This window comes from Actinokineospora sp. NBRC 105648, assembly GCF_030269645.1.
In the GTDB taxonomy this organism is placed as follows: domain Bacteria; phylum Actinomycetota; class Actinomycetes; order Mycobacteriales; family Pseudonocardiaceae; genus Actinokineospora.
Map to the genome: position 1 here is coordinate 53,411 of NZ_BSTR01000004.1, position 21,492 is coordinate 74,902.

The window sequence follows — 21,492 nt, forward strand, 5'->3', positions numbered from 1 at the left end:
CTCCATGCGGCGGGTGGTGGCACCCCCGCGCGGAGTCTCGCGCCGCCTACGCGGTGCGGTCCATCGCGACTTTCTGCACTGCGTTGTCAGCGCAGCTTCACAGCTCGTCCGCTCAGGTGTCCCAGCTCAGCTTCCACGGCCTGCGCACGGTCAGCGACCCGATCCGCACGTACGAGGGACGCCGGATCGTCACCGAGCCCGCGCGGACCGACCCGGTGACCACGAACCGGACACCGCTGCCGCCCTTGCCGACCTTGTTCTCCACGCTGCCCGCGACGGCGGTGACCCCGTCGGTGTCGCAGCTCGCGTTCTCCGGCACCAGCAGCTCCACCGAGCCGCCCGCCACGTCGAGCTTGACCTGCACCTCGCGGTGGCCGATCTCGGCCTCGGTGAAGTCGAACTCGCTCGAGCCCATCCGGTTGTGCACGGTCATCTCCCTGGGCACGATCCAGGGGCCCTCGCGCTTGAGCGAGGACATCACCGCGCGGAACTCCATCGGCGGGACGGCGGTGGGGCTGCCCGGCTCGCGGTTGATCACGCCGGGCAGGTCGACCAGCACGGTGTTGAGCTCCGCGCGGGTCTTCGCCGCGAGCGCGATGTCGGTGCGCACGGTGAACTCGTCGAGGCTGAGCATCCCGTGGCCGATCGCCTTCTGCAGCACACCGACGACGTGCTCGCGTTCGGCGTCGGAGACCCGGAGGTCCCGGGGGCTGATCGGACCGGGGAGGTTCTCGGTGCTCACCCCACCAGCCTACTGCTCCGGGTCGCCGTCGAGGCCGTGTTCGATGGCGTACCTGGCGAGTTCGACGCGGTTGTGCAGCTGCAGCTTGCGCAGCGTGGACTGCACGTGGTTCTCCACGGTCCGGTGCGAGAGCACGAGCCGGTCGGCGATCTGGCGCGCGGTGCGGCCCTTGGCCACCAGCCGCAGCACCTCGGTCTCCCGCTCGGTGAGCTTGGGCGCGGCGGCGTCGTCGGGACCCGCCGCCATCCGCCGGTACTCGCCGAGCACCAGACCGGCCAGGCCCGCGGTGAACACCGCGTCGCCCGCCGCGGTGCGCCGCACGGCCGCGACCAGCTCCTCCGCCGAGGCCGACTTGACCAGGTAGCCGGAGGCGCCCGCCTTCACCGCCTCGAGGACGTCGCTGTGCTCGCCGCTGGCGGAGAGCACCAGCACCCGGGTGCCGGGCAGCCCGGCGGTGATCTCCCGGGTGGCGTCCGCCCCGGACTCGGCCCCGAGGTTGAGGTCCATCAGCACCACGTCCGGGCGCGCCGCGCGCGCGATCCGCACCGCCGAGGACGCGTCGGCCGCGGTCGCCCGCACGTCGAAGCCGCGTTCGGCGAGGTCCCTGGCCACGCCGTCGCGCCAGATCGGGTGGTCGTCGACGACCATCACCGAGATCGGCCGCTCCGCTTCCGCTGTCACCGCTGTCCCCGCTCCCCGCGCTTGTTCGGCACCCGGATCTCCCACTCGGTACCGGCGCCGGGCGCGGTCTCCAGGCTGATGGTGCCGCCCAGCTCGCGCACCCGCCCGCGGATCGATCGCGCGATACCCAGTCGGCCCTCTTGTTCGGCGGCGGCGATGCGCCCCGCCGCGATGCCCACGCCGTCGTCGCGCACGCTGAGCACGACCTCGTCGCCGACGTCCTCCAGCAGCACCCACGCCCGCGCGTCGGGACCCGCGTGCCGGTCGACGTTCTCCAGCGCCTCGCGCACCAGGAACGTCAGCTCGGTGGCGGCGCACTCGGCGACCAGCACCGCGGTGGCGGGCACGGACACCTGGTAGCGGTCGCTGGCCAGTACCTGCAGCCGGGGCCGCAGGTCGGCGTGGCCGTCCGAGGTGGACTCCAGCGGGGCCGCGGCCACCAGCGCGCGCAACGCCACCTCCTGGTGGCCCGCGAGCTCGGCCAACTCGGCGGCTTCCCCGCCGAGCTCACGGCCGCGCTTGCGGACCCGGGCGAGCACCTGCAGCACGCCGTCGTGGATGGTGCGGGCCAGCCGCTCCCGTTCGGCGGTGGCGGCCTCGGCCCGCATCGCCTGGGCCAGCCGCTCGGCGATCTCCGCCGCCCGGACCTGGTTCTCGCTCAGCAGCCCGAGCACGATCCCGACCCCCACCAGCAGCACCATGTCCCGGGTGAGGTCGGTGTCGAAGTAGCCGCGCACGCCGTAGTTGAACGCCGAGACCACCAGGCCGAAGATCGCCCCGCCGAGCGCGCCGGCGCGGATTGCCCCGATCGCGACCACGGCGGTGACCCACACCGTGGGCAGCAGCGGGACCTTGAGCGCGGTCAGCTGCTCGTGGGTGAGGGCGAACCGGGACACGCACATCAGGGCGCAGCACACGGCCAGGTCGACGATCGTGAACCAGAGCCGCCCGTGGCCCGCGCGCAGGTAGTACCAGAAGGTGAGCGCGGTCCACGCCGCCATCACGCCGATGGTGCCCCAAGCCAGCCCGGTGTTCGCGTAGTCGCCCCGGTGGGTGAACACCACGCCCGCGGCGAAGAACAGGGTGATCACCCGCAGCAGCACCGCCGCCCGCCAGAGCGGCCTGGTCGGGTGCTTGCGGCCGGGGCGGCCCGCCGGGCTCACGGCCAGGTCGGCCGGGACTCGTCGGAGGTGTCCGCGGACTCGTCCGAGTCGTCGGTGGCGTTGGGCACCGACCCGGTGTCGTCGAGCACGTCCACCTCGTCCGGCTCGGTCTCGCCCTCGTGCAGCAGCGACCGGATACCGGCGTTGAGCACGGCCAGCAGCGGCACCGACAGCAGCGCGCCCGCGATGCCCGCGGCGAGCAGGCCGACGGCGATGGCCAGCACCACGGCCAGCGGGTGCAGCCGCACCGCGCGGCCGAGCAGCCAGGGCTGCAGCACGTGGCTCTCGATCTGCATGACGCCCACCACGATCGCCAGCACCACCAGCGCCGAGACGAAGCTGTTGGCGACCAGCGCGATCAGCACCGCCACGGTGCCCGCCAGCAGCGCGCCGATGATCGGGATGAACGCGGTGAGGAAGACCAGCGCGGCCAGCGGGATCACCAGCGGGACGCCGACGATCCACAGCCCGACGCCGATGCCCACCGCGTCGAACACCGCGACCGCCGCGGTCGCCCGCACGTAGCTGACCAGCGAGGAGAAGCCCCGCCTGCCCGCGACGTCGACCCGGTCGCGCACCTGGCCGGGGATGGCGCGCACCACGAAGCCCCAGATCCCGCCGCCGTCGAACAGGAAGAAGATCAGGATGAACAGGGTCAGCAGCAGCCCGGTGAGGACCTCGCCGATGGTGGCCGCGGTGGTGATCGCGCCCGAGGTGATCGCCGACTGGTTGGTCTTGATGGTGTTGATCGCGTTGTCCAGGTAGGCCTGGATCTGGTCCTGGCGCAGGTGCAGCGGCCCGGTGCTCAGCCAGGCCCGGATCGTGTCCAGGCTGTTGTTCACCTGGCTCTGCAGCTGCGGCAGGCCGTTGGTGAACTCGGTGATCACGAAGGTGAGCACGCCGCCGACCACGGCCAGGCCGCCGATCAGCACGATCGCGGTGGCCAGCGAGCGGGGTACCCGCCACTCGACCAGCTTGCCGACCCCCGGGGCCATCAGCGCGGCCAGCAGCAGCGCGATCGCCACCGGGATCACCACCGCGGCGAAGTAGCCCAGCAGCCAGATGATGACGTACAGCGCTCCGATGATCACCAGGAACCGCCAGGACAGCGCCGCGCTGACCCGGAGCCCCTTGGGCACCAGAGGGGTGACGTCGTTGCTCGTGAGCGTGCTGCGGTGCTTGAGGCCCGCGACGCGGTTTCTGGTCATCGCCGATCACGGTAATCGGTCGAACCGGTCTCCGGCGATGAATGTCTCTGATGTGATTGCGCTCGTGACCGCGTTCGTCCCGCTGGACCAGCTGACCGCCACCGAGCGGGCGGTCCGGGCCGCCTTCACGACCGGGGAGCGACTGGACCTGCGCGCCGCTGCGGACCGCCAGGTGCGCGGCGAGGTGCTGGCCGCGCTGCTGGTCGGGGCCTACCCGCTGGCCGCCGGGGCGATGCCCGCGCTGCGGCTCGACCACGCCGAGGTGACCGGCCGGTTCGACGTCGAGGGCCGCGCCATCGAGCACGTGATCACCCTGCGGCGCTGCCGGTTCGCGCGCATCCCGGTGCTGCGGATGGCCCGGCTGATCGCGCTGAGCCTGCGCGGCTGCTGGCTGCCCGGTCTCTACGCGCGCAACCTCAGCGTCGGCAGCGACCTCCTGCTCGAAGCGGGCTTCACCTGCGAGGGCGTGCTCGACCTGACCGACGCCGCGGTCGAGGGCACGCTCCGGCTGACCGACGCGGTGCTGAACAACCCGGGCATGGCCGCGCTGCTCGGCGCCCGGCTGCGGGTGACCGGCTCGATTCAGGCCGCCGCCTTGCGGGCCGCGGGCGAACTGCGGCTGCGCGGCGCGAACGTCGGCGGCAGCGTGCACCTGACCGGCGCCCGGCTCGCGCACCCGTCCGGCACCGCCCTGGAGGCGACCGGGCTGACCATCGCGGGCAACCTGTTCTGCGACACCGGCGGCGGCTGCTTCGACGCGGCCGGGACGGTGATCCTCTCCGGCGCCCGCATCGGCGGCGACGCGGTGTTCTCCGGCGCGCGGCTGCACGACGCCCGCGACGGCGACGGCCAGGTGCTGGTCCTGCCGCACGGCTCGGCCGTGGACCAATACGTGCTCGACGCCGACCGGCTGCGCGTCGACGGCGACGTCAAGCTCGACGCCGGGTTCACCGCGGGCGGCACGGTCGGCCTGCGCGGCGCGCACATCGGCGGCCACCTCCTGCTGTCCGGCGCCACCATCGGCCACCGCGCGGCGGTGGCCGACCTGGCGAAGGCGTTCACCGAGGGGCGGGCGGTCACCCGGGTGCCGGTCGCCCTGGTGGCCGACGGCGTCGAGGTGCGCGGCGACGTCGAGGCCAGGGGCAGCACGAACGGCAAGATCGACTCCGACGGCGACGTCCGCACCGCGTTCCGCGCCTACGGCCAGGTCCGCCTGGTCGACGCCCACGTGCACGGCAGCGCCAGCCTGTCGCGCGCCCGGTTGCGCGGTCCGGCCATCGACGTGCTCTTCGCCGACCGGCTGCGCGTCGGCGGCACGCTGTTCCTGCGCAAGGTCCGCGCCAGCGGCTCGATCCGGCTGCAGAACGCGCACATCGGCTCCAGCCTGGACTGCTCGGGCGCCCGCCTCACCAAGCCGCGCCTGCGCGCCGACGGTTCGCTCAAGCCGTCCCTCGACGCGCGGGTCGCCACCGTCGGCAAGGACCTGCTGTGCAGTCACGGGTTCCGCGCCATCGGTGGTGTGCGGGTGCGGTTGGTCGAGGTGGGCAAGATGGTCACCTTCGCGGGGGCTCGGCTCGGCGGCCGCAGCGGACCCGGCCACCCCGTCGCCGACAAGGTCCTGTCCGCGTACGGCCTCACCGCGCAAGAGCTCGTCCTCATCTTCCCCGCAGACCGCCCGCCTCTTGGTGCCGTTGTCCTCACCCGCGCGTCAGCCGTGTCGGTGATCGATGGCGCGGGGCTGTGGGCCGCGCGCGGGGGTGTCGAGGTCGAGGACTTCAGCTTCACCGCGCTGACCGCTGTCCCCGAGGTCTCGGTGCGCACCCGCCTGCTGTGGCTGCGCAAGGTGCAGCCGGACTTCGCCCCCGGGCCGTACGACCGCCTCGCTGCCGTCTACTCCCAGGGCGGCCAGGAGGAGCTCGCGCAGCGAGTGCACCTCGAGCGCCAGCGCCGCCGCTACGCCGAGCTGCACGCCGCGGGCCGGTTGTGGGGGCGGCTGCAGGACGCGACCGTCGGCTACGGCTACCGCCCGTGGCTCGCCATGATCTGGCTCGCGCTGTTCTGGCTGCTGGGCACGCTGTGGTTCAGCTGGCACGCGATGGACAAGCTCGACAACGACGTCAACCCGGTGTGGAACCCGCCGCTGCTGGCCACCGACCTGCTGCTGCCGATCATCGACCTGGGCCAGGACAACAAGTGGCGGATGGTCGGCGCGTCCCAGTGGATCTCCGGGGTGCTGATCGCGGTGGGCTGGGTGCTGGCCACCACGGCGGCGACCGGGGCGACCCGGGTGCTCAAGCGCTCGTGATCCACACCTGTGGACAACTTCGATCAGTTCTGCACGGGCACCAGGGGTACTGACTCAGGGTGACCTGTGGACACACTCTGTGTTCGTCACACGATCCGGTGGGCATGTTGAGTCACGCGTGCATAACGGTGCGTCCCGGTGCCAGTGTCTTCGTCGTACGGCCAGTCGCCGTGCGCATCCCGGATCGGAAGGCGCCAGGTACCTCGTGGACAAGCAGCAGCCGAAGGAGACGCCCGCACTGCGGCGCGTGCTCTCTCGCACCCTGCTCGTCCTCGGCGGCACCGTCGCCTCGACGGCCGCCGCGTGGGCCATCTCGACGGCCACCGCGGCCGCCGACGTCGCCACCGACCTGCAGGACGACCTGCGCTCCGTCGTCGACTCGGTGCCCGCGCTCGACGCGCCCGCACTGGGCGGCCCCAAGGCGCTGGTCACCGACCTCACCGACCGCGTGGGCGCCCTCATCGGCGAGCCGATGAGCGCCCCGCTGGCCCCCGTGGCCATCGCCGCGGTCGACCAGGTCGGTCGCGACCTCGCCGGTCGGTTCACCCCCAGGATCGACCTGCCCGCCAGTGGCGCGGTCGAGACCGTGGTCCCCGACCACAGCCCCGTGCTCGGCGCCACCGAGCTGCCCGGCCTGATCGACACCGATCTCGCCGCGCCGCCCGCCGCCGAGCAGCGGGTCCAGGCCCAGCCCGGACCCGTCGGCGCCGACCTGCCCGTGGCGGACGCCGGACACCGCGCCGTCAGCCACGTCCTGACCCGGCGCGGTTCCCCCGAGCCCCGCCACGAGGCACCGGCCCTGCCCACCGGCCCCAGTCCGCTGGCGCCCCTGAGCATGCCCGCTCCCGCCAACTCGGGTCACACCGCGAACAGCGCGGCGGACGCCAACGGCCTCGGCCAGGTGGCCACCGCCATCGCGGGCACCGACACCACCAGCCGTGCCCTGTGCACCGCCCAGGTCCGGGTGCCCGCCGTCATCGACGCACAGCCTGGCGTCACGCCCGACTGACCACCCCGCGCGGCCGGGGAGCGCTCTGCTCCCCCGGGTCATGCGCGCACGTCAGCCATGCCCCAGGCCGTGCTCTCCCGCGGGACCACTCCCGCACCCCAATTGCGGGTGACCTCCTTCCCCGACGCCTCGCGTCCGGTCACCCGCGTCCTCTCCCGATCAGGGAAAACCGAAGGAGAATCTCCAGATGCAGACCTGGGCTAAGCGCGGTTTCCAGACCGCGTTGGTCACCGGTGGCTTGTTGATGCTGGGTACCGGCATCGCCTCCGCGGACGACGTCGTCAACCCCGATGCCACGCCGAACTCGGCGCTGGACATCAAGGCCGTCGTCCCCGTCAAGATCCAGAACAACCCGATCGGCGTTGGCGGCGGCCGTCAGGTCGACGCCCCCGCGGTGAACCGCACGATCGCCGTCTCGCCCCGCGACGTGCTCAAGGCGGCGGGCGTCGAGAAGCTGGTCGCCCCGACCGTCGACGGCCCGTCGAGCAAGCTGCTCGACAACGAGAACGGCCCGCTGCGCGGCAACAAGATCGTCGGCACGGTCATCGTGCCGGTGGACGCCTCCGGCAACGCGATCGGCCTGCTCGGCGACGCCAAGGCCGTCAACGACTCCACCCAGAGCGTCACCGAGGACCGCCCGATCGTCACCGACGGGTCGGACCACGGCCTCGCGGGCAACGTCGTCGACCTCGACTACACCGCGCCGGTGCAGCTGACCGGCAACGCCGTCGCCGTCGGCGGCAACGCCGACACCGAGAACACCGCGTCGCAGACCGCCACCGCGGGCGGCGACACCACCACCAACGGCAACCACGGCGCCCTCGCGGGCAACGTCGTCGCCGGGCACGCCACCACCCCGGTGGGCGTCAACGGCAACGCCGTCGGCGCCATCGGCAACGCCTCCGCCCAGTCGGTCACCAGCTCGGACAGCCTGGCAGGCGGCGTGATCAAGACCGACGGCGCCGACAGCGCCGTCTCGGGCAACGCCGCGGGCGTCCCGGTGTCCGCCCCGGTCCGCGCCAGCGGCCAGGCGATCGGCGTGCTGGGCAACTCCGAGACCAACTCGGCGTCCACCACCACCGCGCAGGCGGGCGACCAGAGCCCGGACTTCAACGGCAACCCGACCTACATCCACACCAACGGGGCCGACGGCGCCACCGTCGCGGGCACCGCCGCGCAGCCCGCCATCAGCACCCCGATCACCGCCGACTGCGGCTCGATCGTGGGCGTGGGCAACGCCGACTCGCTGTGCACCTCGGACGTGTCGAGCAACGCCGGTGGCGGCAACCGCACCTTCGGCAACGACAGCGTGCTCGGCGGCACGATCATCGGTCAGTCCACCGGTGCCCCGGTCAGCGTGATCGGTGCCGCGGGCGGCGCCATCGGCAACGCCACCACCGACCAGACCAACACCGTCAACACCGGCGCGGGCGGCGCGAACCGCACCCGCGGCCACGACAGCGTGCTCGGCGGCACCCTGGTCAACTCCCCGGTCAGCAGCCCGGTCGACGCCTGCGGCACCAGCGCGGGCGCGGCGGTGAACAGCGACGTCGCGTGCAGCAACACCTCCACCACGGGTGCGGGCGGCGACGCGGGCTCCACCGGCGACGACTCGGTCGGCGGCGGCAACGGCGTGACCACGCCGATCTCCAACCCGGTCGAGCTGGTCAACAACAACATCGGTGGCGGCGGCGACTCCGCGATCGAGACCTCGGAGACCAAGGTCTCCCGCGCGGGCGGCGACGCCAACACCGCCGACGACGACGCGGTGCTCGGCGCCAACCTGGTGCAGGTCCCGGTCGCGGGCCCGACCCAGCTCTTCGGCAACAGCGCGGGCGTGCTCGCCAACACCGACTCGGCCACCACGCTGGACAACACCGTGGAGGCGGGCGGCACCTCCGAGGCCTCCGGCACCGGCGGCACCGGCTCGGGCAACATCGTGCAGGCCCCGACCACCCTGCCCGCCCAGGTCTTCGGCGCGGGCGGCACCGTGGGCGGCAACGGCACGGCCAACGGCAGCAACCTGACCTCGTCGTCCTCGGGCGGCTCGGCCACCACCGACGGTGTCGACGGCAACCTCGCGGGCAACGTGGTGGACGCGCCGCTGGGCAACGCCGCCCAGGTGTTCGGCGACTCGGTCGCCGTACTCGGCGACAACGACGCCGCGGCTGACAACACCACCGACCTGGTCGCCGGTGGCACCACCGAGACCAGTGGCAAAGACGGCAACATCTCGGGCAACATCGTCAAGCCGCAGGCCCTGGTCCCGCTGCAGAACGGCGCGACCGCGGTCTCCGGCGTCGGTGGCGACAACACCGCCACCGCGGGCAGCACCACCACCGGCGCGGTCGGCGGCGACGCCACCACCAACGGTGACAAGGGCTTCCTCGCGGGCAACCTGTTCGACGTCCCGGCCGCGGCCCTAGCGCCGGTGCACGGCGACGCCGTGTCCGCGGTGGGCAGCGACGCGCAGGCCACCTCCGAGCACGCCACCTCCGGCTCGGTCGGCGGCACCTCCACCACCAGCGGCAAGCAGGGCAGCCTCAACGGCATCCTGCTGACCGCGCCGACCAAGGTGAAGGCCCCGGTCAAGGACGCCGAGGTCGAGCTGGCGGGCGACGCGGACGCGGACGCCGACCAGACCGAGAACGTCACCGTCGGCGAGGCCAGCAACAACGTCCCGGACGAGGACCACCTGCGCCTGCCCACCGGTGGCCTCGGCGCGACCGAGCTGCCGAAGCTGCCGCTGCTCTCCACGCTGCCGCTGCAGGGCGGGCTGCCGCACTTCAACGGCCTGCCCACCGGTCGCTCCGCCTACGGTGCCGACCCTCTGACCGGCCTGCTGGGCGGTCTCCCGGTGAGCCTGCCCACCGCAGGCCTGCCGACCGGTGCCATCGGCGGCCTGCCGCTGGGTGGCGCTGCCGCTGCCCGCGACCTGCCGGTGAACGGCCTCGGCGGCACCAACCTGCTGGGCGGTCTGCTCGGTGGCGGTCTCCCGGTGAGCCTGCCCACCGCGGGCCTGCCCACCGGTGCCGTCGGCGGCCTGCCGCTGGGCGGCGGGCGCTCGATGGCCCGTGAGCTGCCCACCCCGGCGGCCCTGCCCACGACCGACGACCTCACCGGGTCGTTCTCCGGCAACCTGTTCCAGGCCCCGGCCCTCCCGGTGCAGACCCCGGCGCTGTCCACTCTGGACACCCCGTCGGCGTCGTCGCTGACCGACACCCGGTCCAAGCTGGCCGGCCTGTTCGGGAACCTCCCGATCGGCTGATCAGCCACACCTGAGCGGGCCCGGGAGCACAGTGCTCCCGGGCCCGCTCGCTGTTCGAGGGTCGAACTGGTCGAGCGACTAGTCGAACTGCCAGGACCGCTTGGCCAGGCCGTACCAGAAGCCGTCGATCACCGCGCGCTGCTCGCGCAGCGAGTCGACGCTGGCGCCGAGGGCGACGAACAGCGGGGCGAAGTGCTCGGTGCGCGGGTGCGCCAGCCGGGCGGCCGGGGCCTTGCGCTGGAAGTCGATCAATGCGTCCAGGTCGTGGTCGGTGATCGCGCGGTCGCCCCAGTCGTCGAACTCCGCGGACCAGCCGGGCGGCTCGTGCGCGGGATCGCGGCTCAGGCTCAGGCCGCTGAGGTTGTGCGTGAAGAAGCCGCTGCCGACGATCAGCACGCCCTCCTCGCGCAGCGGCGCGAGCTTGCGGCCGATCTCGACCAGGGTCGCCGGGTCCAGGGTGGGCATGGAGATCTGCAAGACCGGCACGTCGGCCGCGGGGAACATCTCGACCAGCGGCACGTAGGCGCCGTGGTCGAGGCCGCGCGCGGGGTCGTCGGCGACCGGGGTGTCGGCGGAGCGGAGCAGCTTGCGGACCTTGGTCGCCAGCTCGGGGGCGCCGGGGGCCGGGTACCGCACGCGGTAGTAGCGCTCGGGGAAGCCCCAGAAGTCGTAGGTCAGCGGCACGGTCTCGGTGGCGCCCAGGGTGAGCGGCGCCTCCTCCCAGTGCGCGGAGACGATCAGGATCGCGCTCGGCTTGGCCAGGTCCGCCGACCAGGCGGCGAGCTGCTCGGTCCACAGCGCGTCGTCGGCCAGCGGCGGCGCGCCGTGGCTCAGGTACAGCACGGGCTGCCGGGTGAGGTGTGTGGTCATCGTCCCGTTCCTGGTCGAGTCCGCCTTTAGTTGAACTTTAAACAATGTAGCACGAGGCGGGAGACGTGGCGGTCAGTCCAGGTTGTGCACCATCTTCGCCAGGGTCTGGACCGTCGCCAGGTACTCCTCTTCGCTCACCCCCTCGACGACCCGGGCGCGCAGGCGGTCGACGCGGACACCGATGTCCGCGCGCGCCTCGGCGCCCTCGTCGGTGAGCTCGATGATCTCGTCGTGCCGCGCCCAGCCCCGCTCGACGAGGACGTCCACCACCGGCGCCGCGGTCGGCTCGAACGGCGCCATGGACCGGTCGACCTCGCTCGCGGTCGCGGGCAGCAGGTTGAGCACCTGCCACTGGCGGCGGGTGGTCCCGCTCGCGCCCAGCTCGCGGTCGAACCCGGCCTCCAGCCTGCGGTCCAGTTCCTTGACCCAGTACCCGATCGGCTTCGGCACGACTGACCTCCATGTCAGGTAACAACTAAATGTAAGATAGCAAGTATGGATGACATCGCGGTGGTGGCGAAGGCGATGGTGGCGATCCGCCGCCTGCAGACCCGGCGAACCCTGGCGGGCCTGGGCGCGCGGCGCGGGCAGGACCACGACCCGGTGATCACCGCGGTGGTCGACGCGGTCGAGGAGCGGCAGCCGTGCTCGGTCGGTGCGGTCGCCGCCGCGTTGTCGGTCGACCAGCCGCGGGCGAGCAGGCTCGTTGCCCGCGCGGTCGAGGCGGGCGTGGTCGAGCGGCGCGCCGACCAGGCTGACGGCAGGCGGATCCTGTTGGTGCTGACCGAGTCCGGCCGGGCCCACGCCGAGGCCGTGCACGCCTTCCGGCACACCGTCTTCGCCGAGGCGCTCGCAGACTGGACACCTCGTCGACGCGCGTTGTTCGCCGGGATGCTGGTGGATTTCGTCGATTCGTATGCCGCGCTGACAGAGGGCTGACGCCTACCTGACAGGTAATCGACGGACCGCGCACGGCCTGGCACTGTAGGTGATGTTGCGGCCGCGACGGACCAGAAACCAGCTCCACCGAAGGGGAATCCCGCCATGAGCGACCTGACCGAGCTCGTCGACCGCTACATCGCCGTCTGGAACACCGCCGACGCCGACGCCCGCCGCGCCGCCATCGGCGAGCTGTGGACCGACAACGGCGTGTACGTCGACCCGCTGTTCGAGGTCCAGGGGCCGGACGCGATCAACGCGGGCATCGGCGCCGCGCTCGCCCAGTTCGTCGGCCACGAGATCAAGCTGCTGGGCGCGGTCGACGCCCACCACAACACCGCCCGCTTCCGCTGGGAGCTCGTCCCGGTCGGCGGCGGCGAGTCCGTCGTCGAGGGCTTCGACGTGGCGGTCGCCGAGAACGGCAAGTTCTCGGGCGTCTACGGGTTCCTGGACAAGGCCCCCGCGGCCTGACCACCGAGCCGCCGTGGGAGCCCGGTACCCCAGGGCTCCCACGGGCTCGATCTGGGTTGATCTTCCGATGCTGTTGGGCGCACCCCCCGAGCCCTGGTACGCATCGGGCACCGCGTGGACCATCGCGCTGCACACCCGCAGCGCCCGGGACATACCGCGCTCGGCCTTCGACGGTGAGCCGCTCTACCTCGAGCTCGACGCCCCGCGCCAACGCCTCGCCCCGGTGACCCGCGCGGTCGCCGCCGCCGCTTCCGCGGCGCTGTCCGGCGTGGCGGTCCTCGCGGTCTGGCTCACGATGGAGCCCCGGTCCGACTTCTTCAGCCTCGTTCCCCCACCGTCAGCGCTCACCCCGGTCGTAGGCGTCGGCTTGGGACTCGTCGTCCCGCTGGTCGCCCGGGCCATCGGCAGGTGGCGGCTGGGGCTTCTGCCGCGCGGGAAGGTCGAGCGGCTGGAGCGGCTCAGCCCTGGGCGAGGTCGGCGAAGCGGCTGTAGTGGAGTTGGTGGGCGACGACCACGGTGGCGGTCGGGCCCGCTCGGTGCTTGGCCAGGATCAGGTCGGCCTCGCCGGCGCGGGGGTCGTCGCGCTCCCAGGCGTCCGGGCGGTTGATCAGCAGGACCATGTCGGCGTCCTGCTCCAGGGAGCCGGACTCACGCAGGTCGGACAGCATCGGCCGCTTGTCGGTGCGCTGCTCGGGACCGCGGTTCAGCTGGCTGATCGCGATGACCGGGACCTCGATCTCCTTGGCCAGCAGCTTGAGCTGGCGGGAGAACTCCGAGACCTCTTGCTGCCGCGACTCGACGCGCTTGCCGGAGGTCATCAGCTGCAGGTAGTCCACGACCACCAGCTTGAGGTCGTGCCGCTGCTTGAGCCGCCGGGCCTTGGCGCGGATCTCCATCATGGTCAGGTTCGGCGAGTCGTCGACGAAGATCGGCGCCTCGCTGATCTCGCTCATCCGGCGGGCCAGCCGGGTCCAGTCGTCGTCGTTCATCTTGCCGCCGCGCATGTCGCCGAGGCGGATCTTGGCCTCGGCGGAGAGCAGCCGCATGACGATCTCGGTGCGGCTCATCTCCAGCGAGAAGATGGCGCTGGTGAGGCCGTGCTTGATCGAGCAGGAGCGGGCGAAGTCCAGGCCGAGGGTGGACTTGCCGACCCCGGGGCGGGCCGCGACGATGATCATCTGGCCGGGGTGCAGGCCGTTGGTGATCTCGTCCAGGTCGGCGAAGCCGGTGGGGATGCCCAGCGAGGTGCCCCCGCGCGAGGCGATGGCGTCGATCTCGTCCATGGTCGGCTGCAGCAGCTCCTCGAGCGCGACGTAGTCCTCGCTCATGCTGCGCTCGGTGACCTCGTAGATCGCGGCCTGCGCCCGGTCGACGATCTCGGTGACGTCCGCGCCCTCGGCGCCCTGGTAGCCCAGCTGCACGATCCGGGTGCCCGCCTCGACGAGCCTGCGCAGGATGGCCTTTTCGGCGACGATCTCGGCGTAGTAGCCCGCGTTGGCCGCGGTGGGCACGGTGGAGATCAGGTTGTGCAGCTGGACCGCGCCGCCCACCCGCATCAGCTCGCCGCGGCGCTCCAGCTCGGCGGAGACGGTGATCGGGTCGGCGGGCTCGCCGCGGCCGTAGAGGTCGAGGATGCAGTCGTAGATGACCTGGTGGCCCGGGCGGTAGAAGTCGCCGGGGCGCAGCGCCTCGATGACGTCGGCGATGGCGTCCTTGGACAGCATCATCCCGCCGAGCACGCTCATCTCGGCGGCCAGGTCCTGCGGTGGCTTGCGGTCCAGGCCGTGGCCGGACTCGCTCGGCATCGGCGGCAGGGAACGGTCGTCGGTGATCGCCACCGGCCTGCCCCCTCACCTGTTCTCGCGTCTCGCTCGCACGCGTGTTCGACCACACGGTACGTGCCCGGTACGACGTTTCCCTACGACATCCGGGTGTCTCCCCCACCCGCGGCGTGCCGTCCGGGAAACGCTAAGACCCCCGCTCGGCCGGGGGCAAACGGCCTTGGGGACGCACCTGTGGATAACCTGGGGATGGTTGGAGCCACATGGGTACAGCTCCCCAGTGGGGTGTGGACAACTTGGGGACAACCGACCGACTTTGCAGAAAATCCGCAGGTCAGCGGCTGTGTACAAGGTGTGGAGAAATTACCTCGTCCGATCCCCGGCGTGTCGCGGAATCGGCGTTTGTCGGCGTGTCGCGACCAGGTTCGCTCACTGGGGTGACCCCCACCTGTGGACAACCCGGGCACGGCGAACAGCCCCACTCAGCGTCACCGGGCGAACCGGTGACAAGAGCAACCGAGTGGGGCTGTTCGAAGGTGGTGTGCCCTCGGCCGCGTCAGTTGGCGGCGGCGACGTGCACGGTGAACGCGGCGGTCACCTCGGGGTGCAGGCGCACGCTGACGGAGTGCTTGCCCACCGTCTTGATGTGCCCGTCGACCTCGATGGCGCGCTTGTCCAGCACCGGGCCACCGGCCGCCTTGACGGCGGAGACGATGTCGGCGGTGGTGATCGAGCCGAACAGCTTGCCCGAGCCCGCCGCGGCCTTGGCCGCCAGCGGGATGCTGCCCAGGGCGCCCAGCGCGGCCCGGATCTCCTTGGCGTGGTCGAGGCCGCGGATCCGGCTGGCCTCCTGCGCGCGGCGGATGACCTGGACCTGCTTCTCCGCGCCCTTGGTCGCCGCGATGGCGAAGCCGCGGGGCAGCAGGTAGTTGCGGCCGTAGCCGTCCTTGACCTCGACGAGGTCGCCGGGGCCACCCAGTCCGGTGACGTCGGTGGTGAGGATGAGCTTCATGGTCGTCCCCTCCTGGTCAGCGGGCGGTCGAGGTGTAGGGGAGCAGTGCGACCTCGCGGGCGTTCTTCACCGCGATGGCGACGTCGCGCTGGTGCTGGCTGCAGTTGCCGGTCACCCGACGCGCGCGGATCTTCCCGCGGTCGGAGATGTACTTGCGCAGCAGCGTGGTGTCCTTGTAGTCGATGTTCACAGGACGGTCTTTCTTCTCGTCCTTGCAGAACACGCAGACCTTCTTCTTCGGCTTGCGAATGGGTGGCTTGGCCACGGTCAAACTCCTGAGTGGTGTCTAGAGAAAGCGTCTTTGGGGTGCGCGCGCCGGGATCAGAACGGCGGTTCGTCGTTGAAGCCGCCGCCACCGCCACCTGCGGGCGGAGCGGAGCCCCACGGGTCGTCGGGCGGTGCGGACGGGCCGCTGTAGCCACCGCCACCGCCGCCACCTCCGCCGCTGAAACCGCCGCCACCGCCACCGCCACCGCCGCCGGTGCCCCGGCTGACTTTGTTGACCTTGGCGGTCGCGTACTTCAGCGACGGGCCGACCTCTTCGACCTCGAGCTCGACGACCGTGCGCTTCTCGCCCTCACGGGTCTCGTAGGACCGCTGCTTGAGCCGCCCGTGCACGATGACGCGCGCACCGCGGGTCAAGGACTCGGCCACGTTCTCCGCTGCCTGGCGCCAGATGTTGCAGCGCAGGAACAGCGCGTCGCCGTCCTTCCACTCACCGCTGGCCTTGTCGAAGGCGCGCGGGGTGGACGCGACGGTGAAGCTGGCGACGGCCGCACCCGAGGGGGTGAAGCGCAGCTCCGGGTCGGCGGTGAGGTTGCCGACCACTGTGATGATCGTGTCGCCCGCCATGCTCAGGCCGTCTCGCGGCGCATGACCTTGGTCCGCAGCACGGACTCCTGCAGCGAGAGCTGGCGGTCGAGCTCCTTGACCGCGTCCGGCTCGGCGTTGACGTCGAGCACGGCGTAGATGCCCTCGCTGTGCTTGTTGATCTCGAACGAGAGGCGGCGCTTGCCCCAGATGTCGACCTTCTCCACGTTCCCGCCCGAGGTGCGGATGACGTTGAGGAACGTGTCGAGCGACGGTGCGACGGTGCGCTCGTCGAGCGTGGGGTCGAGAATGACCATGACCTCGTAATGACGCATGAAGACCACTCACCTCCTGTGGACTCGCGGCCACGGACTTTCCGTGGCAGGAGGGTCTGCGAACTCAGCGTAACACCGCAGGTCTCACGCCCCGCGCAGCACCCAGGCGCGGACGAGTGCACCAGTGACCACCGACAACGCCAGCGCGGCCGGCACCACCGGCAGGCCGACACCGCCGACCGGGACCACGGGCAGTACTCGCGCCTCCCCTGCCGTGCGTACCCCGGTGGTGTCAGACCCGAGGATCCCGAACTCCGGGGCGTAACCGGGTACCGCGCCGTACAGGGCGTCCGGCGCGGCGGCGGGCGTGAACACCCCCGCCTCGGCGTAGACGGTGCCCACCCGAGTAGCACCGCCCTTGAACGCCACACGGTCTGATCGCAGTCGACCGCGAGGAAGGGCAGCGCATCGGCCGCTGCCGGGGCGGCGCCGAGCACGCCGCAGGTCAGGGCCACCACTGCTGAACCGAGCAACTGCCGCACGCCACGAGTTCCTCCCCCGACCGGGTTGTCCACGATCGAGTGAAGGCTGCCGGGGAGTCAGGAAACGGTGCGGCGAAGCACCCAGGTGCGGACGAGGGCGGCGGTGACCCCGGAGAGCACCAGCACCGCGAGCAGCACCGGCAGCGCGACGCGGTTGCCGCCGACCGGGTCGAGGGCCTCGGCGTGCCCGGCCGCCTGGACGCCGTCGCTGTCACCGGTGCCGAGGATGCCGAACTGCGGCGAGTAGCCGGGGACCGCGCCGCCGTAGCGGACGCCCGGCGACGGGGAGAACAGCCCGGCCTGGGCGAACGGGATGCTGGAGTAGTCGGTCATCGCCGAGCGGCCGAAGTTCAGGCCGGAGCCGTAGAGCGGCAGGCCGCCGGTGGGCAGGCCGCCGATGACGGTGCCGTCGACGCCGGGGATCGTGCCGGTCGTGCCGCCGGGAGTGGTCGTACCGCCGCCCCCGCCGGTGTTGCCGCCGCCGGTCTGCGGGTTGCCACCGGTGCCCGGCGTGGTGCCGGGGTTGGTGCCCGGGTTGTTCGGGACCCCGGGGATGCCGGGAATCCCGGGGATCAGGTTGGGCAGCTGCGGGAGCGCCGCGGCGCCCTGCTCGATGGTCTTGCCGACAGTGGCCGCCCCGTCCTGAACAGGGGCCACGACCGTGTTCAAGACCTTGGTCGTGACGCCGCACAGACTGGCAAGTTTGCTGGTCACGGGAGCCAGGACTACGGAGCCCAAGGGCAGCGAGTTCACGACCTTGGCCGCGATCGCCTGCCCACTGATGGTGCTGTTGGCCGTCGAAATGGCGCCTATGGGGATCGCGGGCAGGTTGGTGAGGGTCTTGCGGAGGCCCAGGAGACCGAGTGGATCGGCGATTGACACGATCGGATCGAGGACCGCGGAGACCTTGAGTGAAATCGGGGTCCCAGGCGCCCCTTCGACTGTGGTGCTGCAGTCGCCGATCAGGATCGGCTCGGCGGCCGCCGCCGTGCCCGCACCCGCCACCAGGCCTGCCGTGACTCCGCTGATCACCAGCGTGAGTCCGGCCGCGATCGTCTTGACGCGCCGTCGCATGAAGATCCTCCGGGTACCGGCCAGTAGCTTCACTGGGAGAAACGACTGTAACCCGCAATGGTGACGTCGTCGGAACCAGTTTCCCCGAAAGAGGTTCGTGTTAGCCCGGATGGAGCACCGTGCCCGCGGGCACCCACCACCGAGGGATCCGACCGTCGGCCAGGGCGACTACCCTGCCTGACCATGAGCATCGGTGCCCACGTCCGCGATGACGACCCGCTCGGCGCCGCGCGGGAGCGCGGGGCCGACGTGGTGCAGTTCTTCCTCGCCGACCCCCAGGACTGGAAGGCCCCGAAGGCGCACCCGCGCACCGATGAGCTGCTGGCCACCGACCTGACGCTGTTCGTGCACTCCCCGTACGTGGTCAACCTGGCCTCGACGAACAACCGGGTCCGGATCCCCTCCCGCAAGCTGGTCACCCAGCACGCCGACGCCGCGGCCAAGGTCGGCGCCAAGGGCTTGGTCGTGCACGGCGGGCACGTCAACAAGGGCGAGGACGTCGAGGTCGGCTTAGCGAACTGGCGCAAGTTCTTCGAGCGGCAGCACGCCGAGGGCGGCTTCGCGGTGCCGATCCTGATCGAGAACACCGCGGGCGGCGACAACGCGATGGCCCGCCGGTTCGACGTGCTCGCCCGGCTCTGGGACCTGGTGGCCGAGTTCGGCGCGGGCTTCTGCCTGGACACCTGCCACGCCTTCGCCGCCGGGGAGGACCTGGTCGGCATCGTCGAGCGGGTCAAGGCCATCACCGGCCGGATCGACCTGGTCCACCTGAACAGCTCGCGCGACGAGTTCGGCTCCGCGCGCGACCGGCACGACAACATCGCCACCGGCACCATCGACGCCGACCAACTGGTCGAGGTGGTGGCCGCCGCGGGTGCGCCGGTGGTGGTGGAGACCCCCGCGGAGGGGCAGGCGGCGGACATCGCGTTCCTGCGTGCGGCGCTCGGCCGGTGAACACCGTGCCCGCAGGCGTCACGGCGACCGGGAAGGTGGACGGCACGGTGGAGGACACCGCGCGCCCGGCCCGGGGCTCGGCGGCTGGTCGGCTCGGCCGGTCCGCGCTCGCGGCGCTGGTCCTGCTCTGCGGGGTCACGCTGCTGCTCGGGTTCGCCAACAAGGACCGCTGCACCGGCCCGGAGTTCGACACCTGGGGCCGCAGTCAGCCGGACTTCGCCGAGCGCAAGTACGCCGAGGTCTGCTACTCCGACATCCAGTTCCTCTGGATCGGCCGCGACATAGACCGGCACGTCTTCCCCTACGTCAACGGCGGGATCACCCCCGATGGCGAGCTCAGGGGCGGCACCGTGGAGTACCCGGTGCTCACCGGGCTGCTCATCTGGGCGGGCGCGCTGTTCGCGCACACCGACGCGGGTTTCCTGCTCGCCTCGGCCCTGATCATGGCGCCGTTCGGCCTGGTCACCGCTTGGCTGCTGGGCAGGCTCTCGCGCTGGCGGGCGCTCATCTGGGCGTTGTCGCCGCCACTCGTGCTCTACGCCTTCCACAACTGGGAGCTCCCGGTCGTGGCTTGCGCGGTCGCCGCGGTCTACGTCGTGCACCGCGGCTGGGGCGCCCAGGGGGTCGCGCGGCCGCTGGTCCAACGGGCCTCGGTGAGCGCGGTGCTGCTCGGGCTCGGGTTCGCGTTCAAGCTCTACCCGGCGATCTTCGTGCTGCCGCTGATGCTCTACGTGCTCACCGGTGGCCGCGACGGTCGCGAACTCCCGGCGGGCAAGCGGCGCGACGTCGGCGGGATGGTCAAGGTCGCGCTGGTCGCCATGGGCACCGCGGCCGCGGTCAACCTCCCGTTCGCGATCGCGGGCTTCGACGGCTGGCTGGCCTCGTTCGTCTTCCAGGGCCAGCGCAAGGCCGACATCACGGCCAACTCGATCTGGTTCTGGGGCCTGCGACCGGACTCCGACCCGGAGAACGAGGCCGTGCACCAGCTGATCGGCATCGCCTCACCGGTCCTGGTGTTCGCCTCCTTCGCCGCGGCCTGTGTGGTCGGCTGGATCCGCTACCAGCGCGAGGGGACCTTCCCGTGGGTGGCCGTCTCGGCGGCGATGCTGTGCGGGTTCCTGCTACTGCACAAGGTGCACTCGCCGCAGTACACGCTGTGGCTGGTTCCAATGTTCGTGCTGATGAAGGTCCGCTGGGGCTGGATCGCCGCCTACTTCGTGGCCGACCTGGCGATGGGCATCGGGATCTTCCTGTGGTTCGCCCAGATCGCGGCCAAGCAGCCATCGGGCATCTACGAGGGCTTCGCCGCCCAGGCGGTGATGATCGGCGTCTGGGGCCGAGCCGCCCTGCTGGTCGGCCTGTTCATCGCGTTCCTGGGCGCCAAGTCCACTGTGGACGATGTGGACGCGGAACCCCTACCCTCGCGGGTATGACCACCGGCTACTCCGGCAAGCCACTGGCGGTGAAGCTGGGGGTGAAACCCGGCTCGCGCGTCCTGGTGACCGGCGCACCGGCGGACTTCGACCTCGACGCCCCACACCACCGGCGCGCCGGACGGGAGCCCTACGACGTGGTACTGCTGTTCTGCCCGTGGACAGCCGACCTCGTACGCGGCTGGGACACGGCGGTCGAGCGCACCACGGTAAACGGCGCCCTGTGGGTCGCATGGCCGAAGAAGGCGGCCAAGGTCCCCACTGACCTGGACGAGAACTGCGTACGCGGCCACGCCCTCGACCACGGCTTGGTGGACGTCAAGGTCTGCGCGATCGACGAGACCTGGTCCGGCCTGAAACTCGTCCGCCGCCTCACCGACCGCTGAGAGCGGGCCACTGAGAGCGGGCCGCAGCTCGATCCCACCACTTCGCCAGCCCGGCCCAGCCCGGCCCAGCCCCTCGTCTCCCCCTCCGCTCTTTCCTTTAATTTCGCCACCAATCCGCAATCGCGACAGGATCCCAAGCCCGCTGGTACGCAACACCCGCCACCCATGTGCTCGATTTGCTGGACTCGCTTCGTGTGGGGGGAGAGTGCCGCTAAACTTGCCGTGTGGTGGGGATGCCCTTCACCCGCCCTTTTTTCGCCACCGCGGTGCTCTAGGGGCCCCGCGCGAAGTGAGTTCAGTAAATCGAGCCCGCGTCTTAGTCGGGCAACCTGTATGAGCTACGCACGGCTGATACCAGTAGCCCATACAGGTTGCCCAAGTTAAGAGCGGGCGCTCGATCTAGTGAACTCCCTTTGCGCGGGGCCCCTAGAGCACCGCTGTGGGGAAAAAGCGTGGGGTGAAGGGCATCCCCACCACCAGGTCAAGGTTAGCGGCACTCCTCCCCCACACAAAGGGAGTCCACTAGATCGAGCATCCGTAGCGGGGCTGCCGGTACCAGCGGACTCGAG

At 71.6% G+C, this 21,492-nt stretch carries 21 protein-coding genes; 8 read left to right on the forward strand and 13 right to left on the reverse strand.

All coding sequences use genetic code 11. The features are described 5' to 3' along the window. Positions 1–112 precede the first annotated feature (112 nt). The 4 genes from QSK30_RS05145 to QSK30_RS05160 are packed head-to-tail and all read right to left on the reverse strand — an operon-like array spanning position 113 to position 3,794. Positions 113–742 (reverse strand): DUF1707 SHOCT-like domain-containing protein, encoded by a 630-nt coding sequence (locus tag QSK30_RS05145; RefSeq protein WP_285499989.1) that lies wholly within the window; start codon positions 740–742, stop codon positions 113–115. Between the two features lie 9 nt (positions 743–751). Then, positions 752–1,390 (reverse strand): response regulator, encoded by a 639-nt coding sequence (locus tag QSK30_RS05150; RefSeq protein ID WP_285500398.1) that lies wholly within the window; start codon positions 1,388–1,390, stop codon positions 752–754. A 29-nt stretch (positions 1,391–1,419) separates the two neighbouring features. Further along, positions 1,420–2,586 carry a MacS family sensor histidine kinase gene (gene macS, locus QSK30_RS05155; RefSeq protein ID WP_285499990.1) on the reverse strand — a complete coding sequence of 389 codons (1,167 nt, stop codon included), beginning with the start codon at positions 2,584–2,586 and terminating at the stop codon, positions 1,420–1,422. Next, the gene (locus tag QSK30_RS05160; RefSeq protein WP_285499992.1) at positions 2,583–3,794 is read right to left on the reverse strand and encodes an AI-2E family transporter; all 1,212 of its coding nucleotides are present in this window, start codon (positions 3,792–3,794) and stop codon (positions 2,583–2,585) included. Before QSK30_RS05160 ends, macS begins: the two co-directional genes overlap by 4 nt. A gap of 64 nt (positions 3,795–3,858) precedes the next feature. Between QSK30_RS05160 and QSK30_RS05165 the strand changes: the two genes are divergently transcribed. From QSK30_RS05165 to QSK30_RS05175, 3 genes are all read left to right on the forward strand, one after another. Further along, complete coding sequence (locus tag QSK30_RS05165) at positions 3,859–6,099, forward strand: hypothetical protein (protein WP_285499995.1); 2,241 nt, start codon at positions 3,859–3,861, stop codon at positions 6,097–6,099. 205 nt (positions 6,100–6,304) lie between these two features. Further along, the gene (locus QSK30_RS05170) at positions 6,305–7,108 is read left to right on the forward strand and encodes a hypothetical protein (RefSeq protein WP_285499996.1); all 804 of its coding nucleotides are present in this window, start codon (positions 6,305–6,307) and stop codon (positions 7,106–7,108) included. A gap of 187 nt (positions 7,109–7,295) precedes the next feature. Continuing rightward, entirely contained in the window at positions 7,296–10,376 is a 3,081-nt protein-coding gene (locus tag QSK30_RS05175) for a beta strand repeat-containing protein (protein ID WP_285499997.1), read from the forward strand. Between the two features lie 78 nt (positions 10,377–10,454). On the opposite strand, the gene QSK30_RS05180 is transcribed toward QSK30_RS05175, so the two are convergent. Both QSK30_RS05180 and QSK30_RS05185 read right to left on the reverse strand, forming a co-directional pair. Next, positions 10,455–11,246, reverse strand: coding sequence for a dioxygenase family protein (locus tag QSK30_RS05180; protein WP_285499999.1), 792 nt, complete (start codon positions 11,244–11,246; stop codon positions 10,455–10,457). Between the two features lie 72 nt (positions 11,247–11,318). Beyond that, a complete protein-coding gene (locus QSK30_RS05185) occupies positions 11,319–11,696 on the reverse strand; it encodes a MarR family winged helix-turn-helix transcriptional regulator (protein WP_285500001.1) in 378 nt (125 codons plus the stop codon). A 45-nt stretch (positions 11,697–11,741) separates the two neighbouring features. On the opposite strand from QSK30_RS05185, the gene QSK30_RS05190 reads away from it, so the two are divergent. Both QSK30_RS05190 and QSK30_RS05195 read left to right on the forward strand, forming a co-directional pair. Then, on the forward strand, positions 11,742–12,185 hold the full coding sequence (locus tag QSK30_RS05190) for a MarR family winged helix-turn-helix transcriptional regulator (RefSeq protein ID WP_285500003.1): 444 nt from the start codon (positions 11,742–11,744) through the stop codon (positions 12,183–12,185). Between the two features lie 105 nt (positions 12,186–12,290). Beyond that, entirely contained in the window at positions 12,291–12,656 is a 366-nt protein-coding gene (locus QSK30_RS05195) for a nuclear transport factor 2 family protein (RefSeq protein WP_285500005.1), read from the forward strand. A 458-nt stretch (positions 12,657–13,114) separates the two neighbouring features. Here the strand turns inward: QSK30_RS05195 and dnaB are convergent, their stop codons facing one another. The 7 genes from dnaB to QSK30_RS05230 all read right to left on the reverse strand — a co-directional run bounded on the left by dnaB (position 13,115) and on the right by QSK30_RS05230 (position 18,150). Further along, a complete protein-coding gene (dnaB, locus tag QSK30_RS05200; protein WP_502871793.1) occupies positions 13,115–14,494 on the reverse strand; it encodes a replicative DNA helicase in 1,380 nt (459 codons plus the stop codon). A gap of 499 nt (positions 14,495–14,993) precedes the next feature. Further along, positions 14,994–15,449 carry a 50S ribosomal protein L9 gene (gene rplI, locus QSK30_RS05205; protein ID WP_285500007.1) on the reverse strand — a complete coding sequence of 152 codons (456 nt, stop codon included), beginning with the start codon at positions 15,447–15,449 and terminating at the stop codon, positions 14,994–14,996. A gap of 16 nt (positions 15,450–15,465) precedes the next feature. Then, positions 15,466–15,714, reverse strand: a complete 249-nt coding sequence (gene rpsR / locus QSK30_RS05210; protein WP_035289928.1) for a 30S ribosomal protein S18 — start codon at positions 15,712–15,714, stop codon at positions 15,466–15,468. A gap of 56 nt (positions 15,715–15,770) precedes the next feature. Continuing rightward, positions 15,771–16,301 (reverse strand): single-stranded DNA-binding protein, encoded by a 531-nt coding sequence (locus tag QSK30_RS05215; protein ID WP_285500012.1) that lies wholly within the window; start codon positions 16,299–16,301, stop codon positions 15,771–15,773. Positions 16,302–16,303: 2 nt separating this feature from the next. After that, positions 16,304–16,594, reverse strand: a complete 291-nt coding sequence (gene rpsF / locus QSK30_RS05220; RefSeq protein WP_285500013.1) for a 30S ribosomal protein S6 — start codon at positions 16,592–16,594, stop codon at positions 16,304–16,306. Between the two features lie 84 nt (positions 16,595–16,678). Next, on the reverse strand, positions 16,679–16,936 hold the full coding sequence (locus QSK30_RS05225; protein ID WP_285500015.1) for a hypothetical protein: 258 nt from the start codon (positions 16,934–16,936) through the stop codon (positions 16,679–16,681). Between the two features lie 197 nt (positions 16,937–17,133). Then, complete coding sequence (locus tag QSK30_RS05230) at positions 17,134–18,150, reverse strand: hypothetical protein (protein WP_285500017.1); 1,017 nt, start codon at positions 18,148–18,150, stop codon at positions 17,134–17,136. 183 nt (positions 18,151–18,333) lie between these two features. Here QSK30_RS05230 and QSK30_RS05235 point away from each other — a divergent pair, with 183 nt between their 5' ends. Genes QSK30_RS05235 through QSK30_RS05245 form a run of 3 tightly spaced genes read left to right on the forward strand, consistent with a single transcriptional unit; the run spans position 18,334 to position 20,923 of the window. After that, positions 18,334–19,104, forward strand: coding sequence for a deoxyribonuclease IV (locus QSK30_RS05235; protein WP_285500018.1), 771 nt, complete (start codon positions 18,334–18,336; stop codon positions 19,102–19,104). Next, positions 19,101–20,537 (forward strand): glycosyltransferase family 87 protein, encoded by a 1,437-nt coding sequence (locus QSK30_RS05240; RefSeq protein WP_285500019.1) that lies wholly within the window; start codon positions 19,101–19,103, stop codon positions 20,535–20,537. The genes QSK30_RS05235 and QSK30_RS05240 overlap by 4 nt, the downstream gene beginning before the upstream one ends. Continuing rightward, a complete protein-coding gene (locus QSK30_RS05245; RefSeq protein ID WP_285500021.1) occupies positions 20,534–20,923 on the forward strand; it encodes a DUF3052 domain-containing protein in 390 nt (129 codons plus the stop codon). Before QSK30_RS05240 ends, QSK30_RS05245 begins: the two co-directional genes overlap by 4 nt. The last annotated feature ends 569 nt before the right edge of the window (positions 20,924–21,492 follow it).

What these genes read in the sequence shown, in the direction of transcription:
- QSK30_RS05150 (WP_285500398.1), bottom strand. Translation starts at nt 1,390, where the DNA reads ATGGTCGTCGACGACCACCCGATCTGGCGCGACGGCGTGGCCAGGGAC.
- QSK30_RS05160 (WP_285499992.1), bottom strand. Translation starts at nt 3,794, where the DNA reads ATGACCAGAAACCGCGTCGCGGGCCTCAAGCACCGCAGCACGCTCACG.
- QSK30_RS05175 (WP_285499997.1), top strand. Translation starts at nt 7,296, where the DNA reads ATGCAGACCTGGGCTAAGCGCGGTTTCCAGACCGCGTTGGTCACCGGT.
- QSK30_RS05180 (WP_285499999.1), bottom strand. Translation starts at nt 11,246, where the DNA reads ATGACCACACACCTCACCCGGCAGCCCGTGCTGTACCTGAGCCACGGC.
- QSK30_RS05190 (WP_285500003.1), top strand. Translation starts at nt 11,742, where the DNA reads ATGGATGACATCGCGGTGGTGGCGAAGGCGATGGTGGCGATCCGCCGC.
- QSK30_RS05195 (WP_285500005.1), top strand. Translation starts at nt 12,291, where the DNA reads ATGAGCGACCTGACCGAGCTCGTCGACCGCTACATCGCCGTCTGGAAC.
- rplI (WP_285500007.1), bottom strand. Translation starts at nt 15,449, where the DNA reads ATGAAGCTCATCCTCACCACCGACGTCACCGGACTGGGTGGCCCCGGC.
- QSK30_RS05215 (WP_285500012.1), bottom strand. Translation starts at nt 16,301, where the DNA reads ATGGCGGGCGACACGATCATCACAGTGGTCGGCAACCTCACCGCCGAC.
- rpsF (WP_285500013.1), bottom strand. Translation starts at nt 16,594, where the DNA reads ATGCGTCATTACGAGGTCATGGTCATTCTCGACCCCACGCTCGACGAG.
- QSK30_RS05230 (WP_285500017.1), bottom strand. Translation starts at nt 18,150, where the DNA reads ATGCGACGGCGCGTCAAGACGATCGCGGCCGGACTCACGCTGGTGATC.
- QSK30_RS05235 (WP_285500018.1), top strand. Translation starts at nt 18,334, where the DNA reads ATGAGCATCGGTGCCCACGTCCGCGATGACGACCCGCTCGGCGCCGCG.
- QSK30_RS05245 (WP_285500021.1), top strand. Translation starts at nt 20,534, where the DNA reads ATGACCACCGGCTACTCCGGCAAGCCACTGGCGGTGAAGCTGGGGGTG.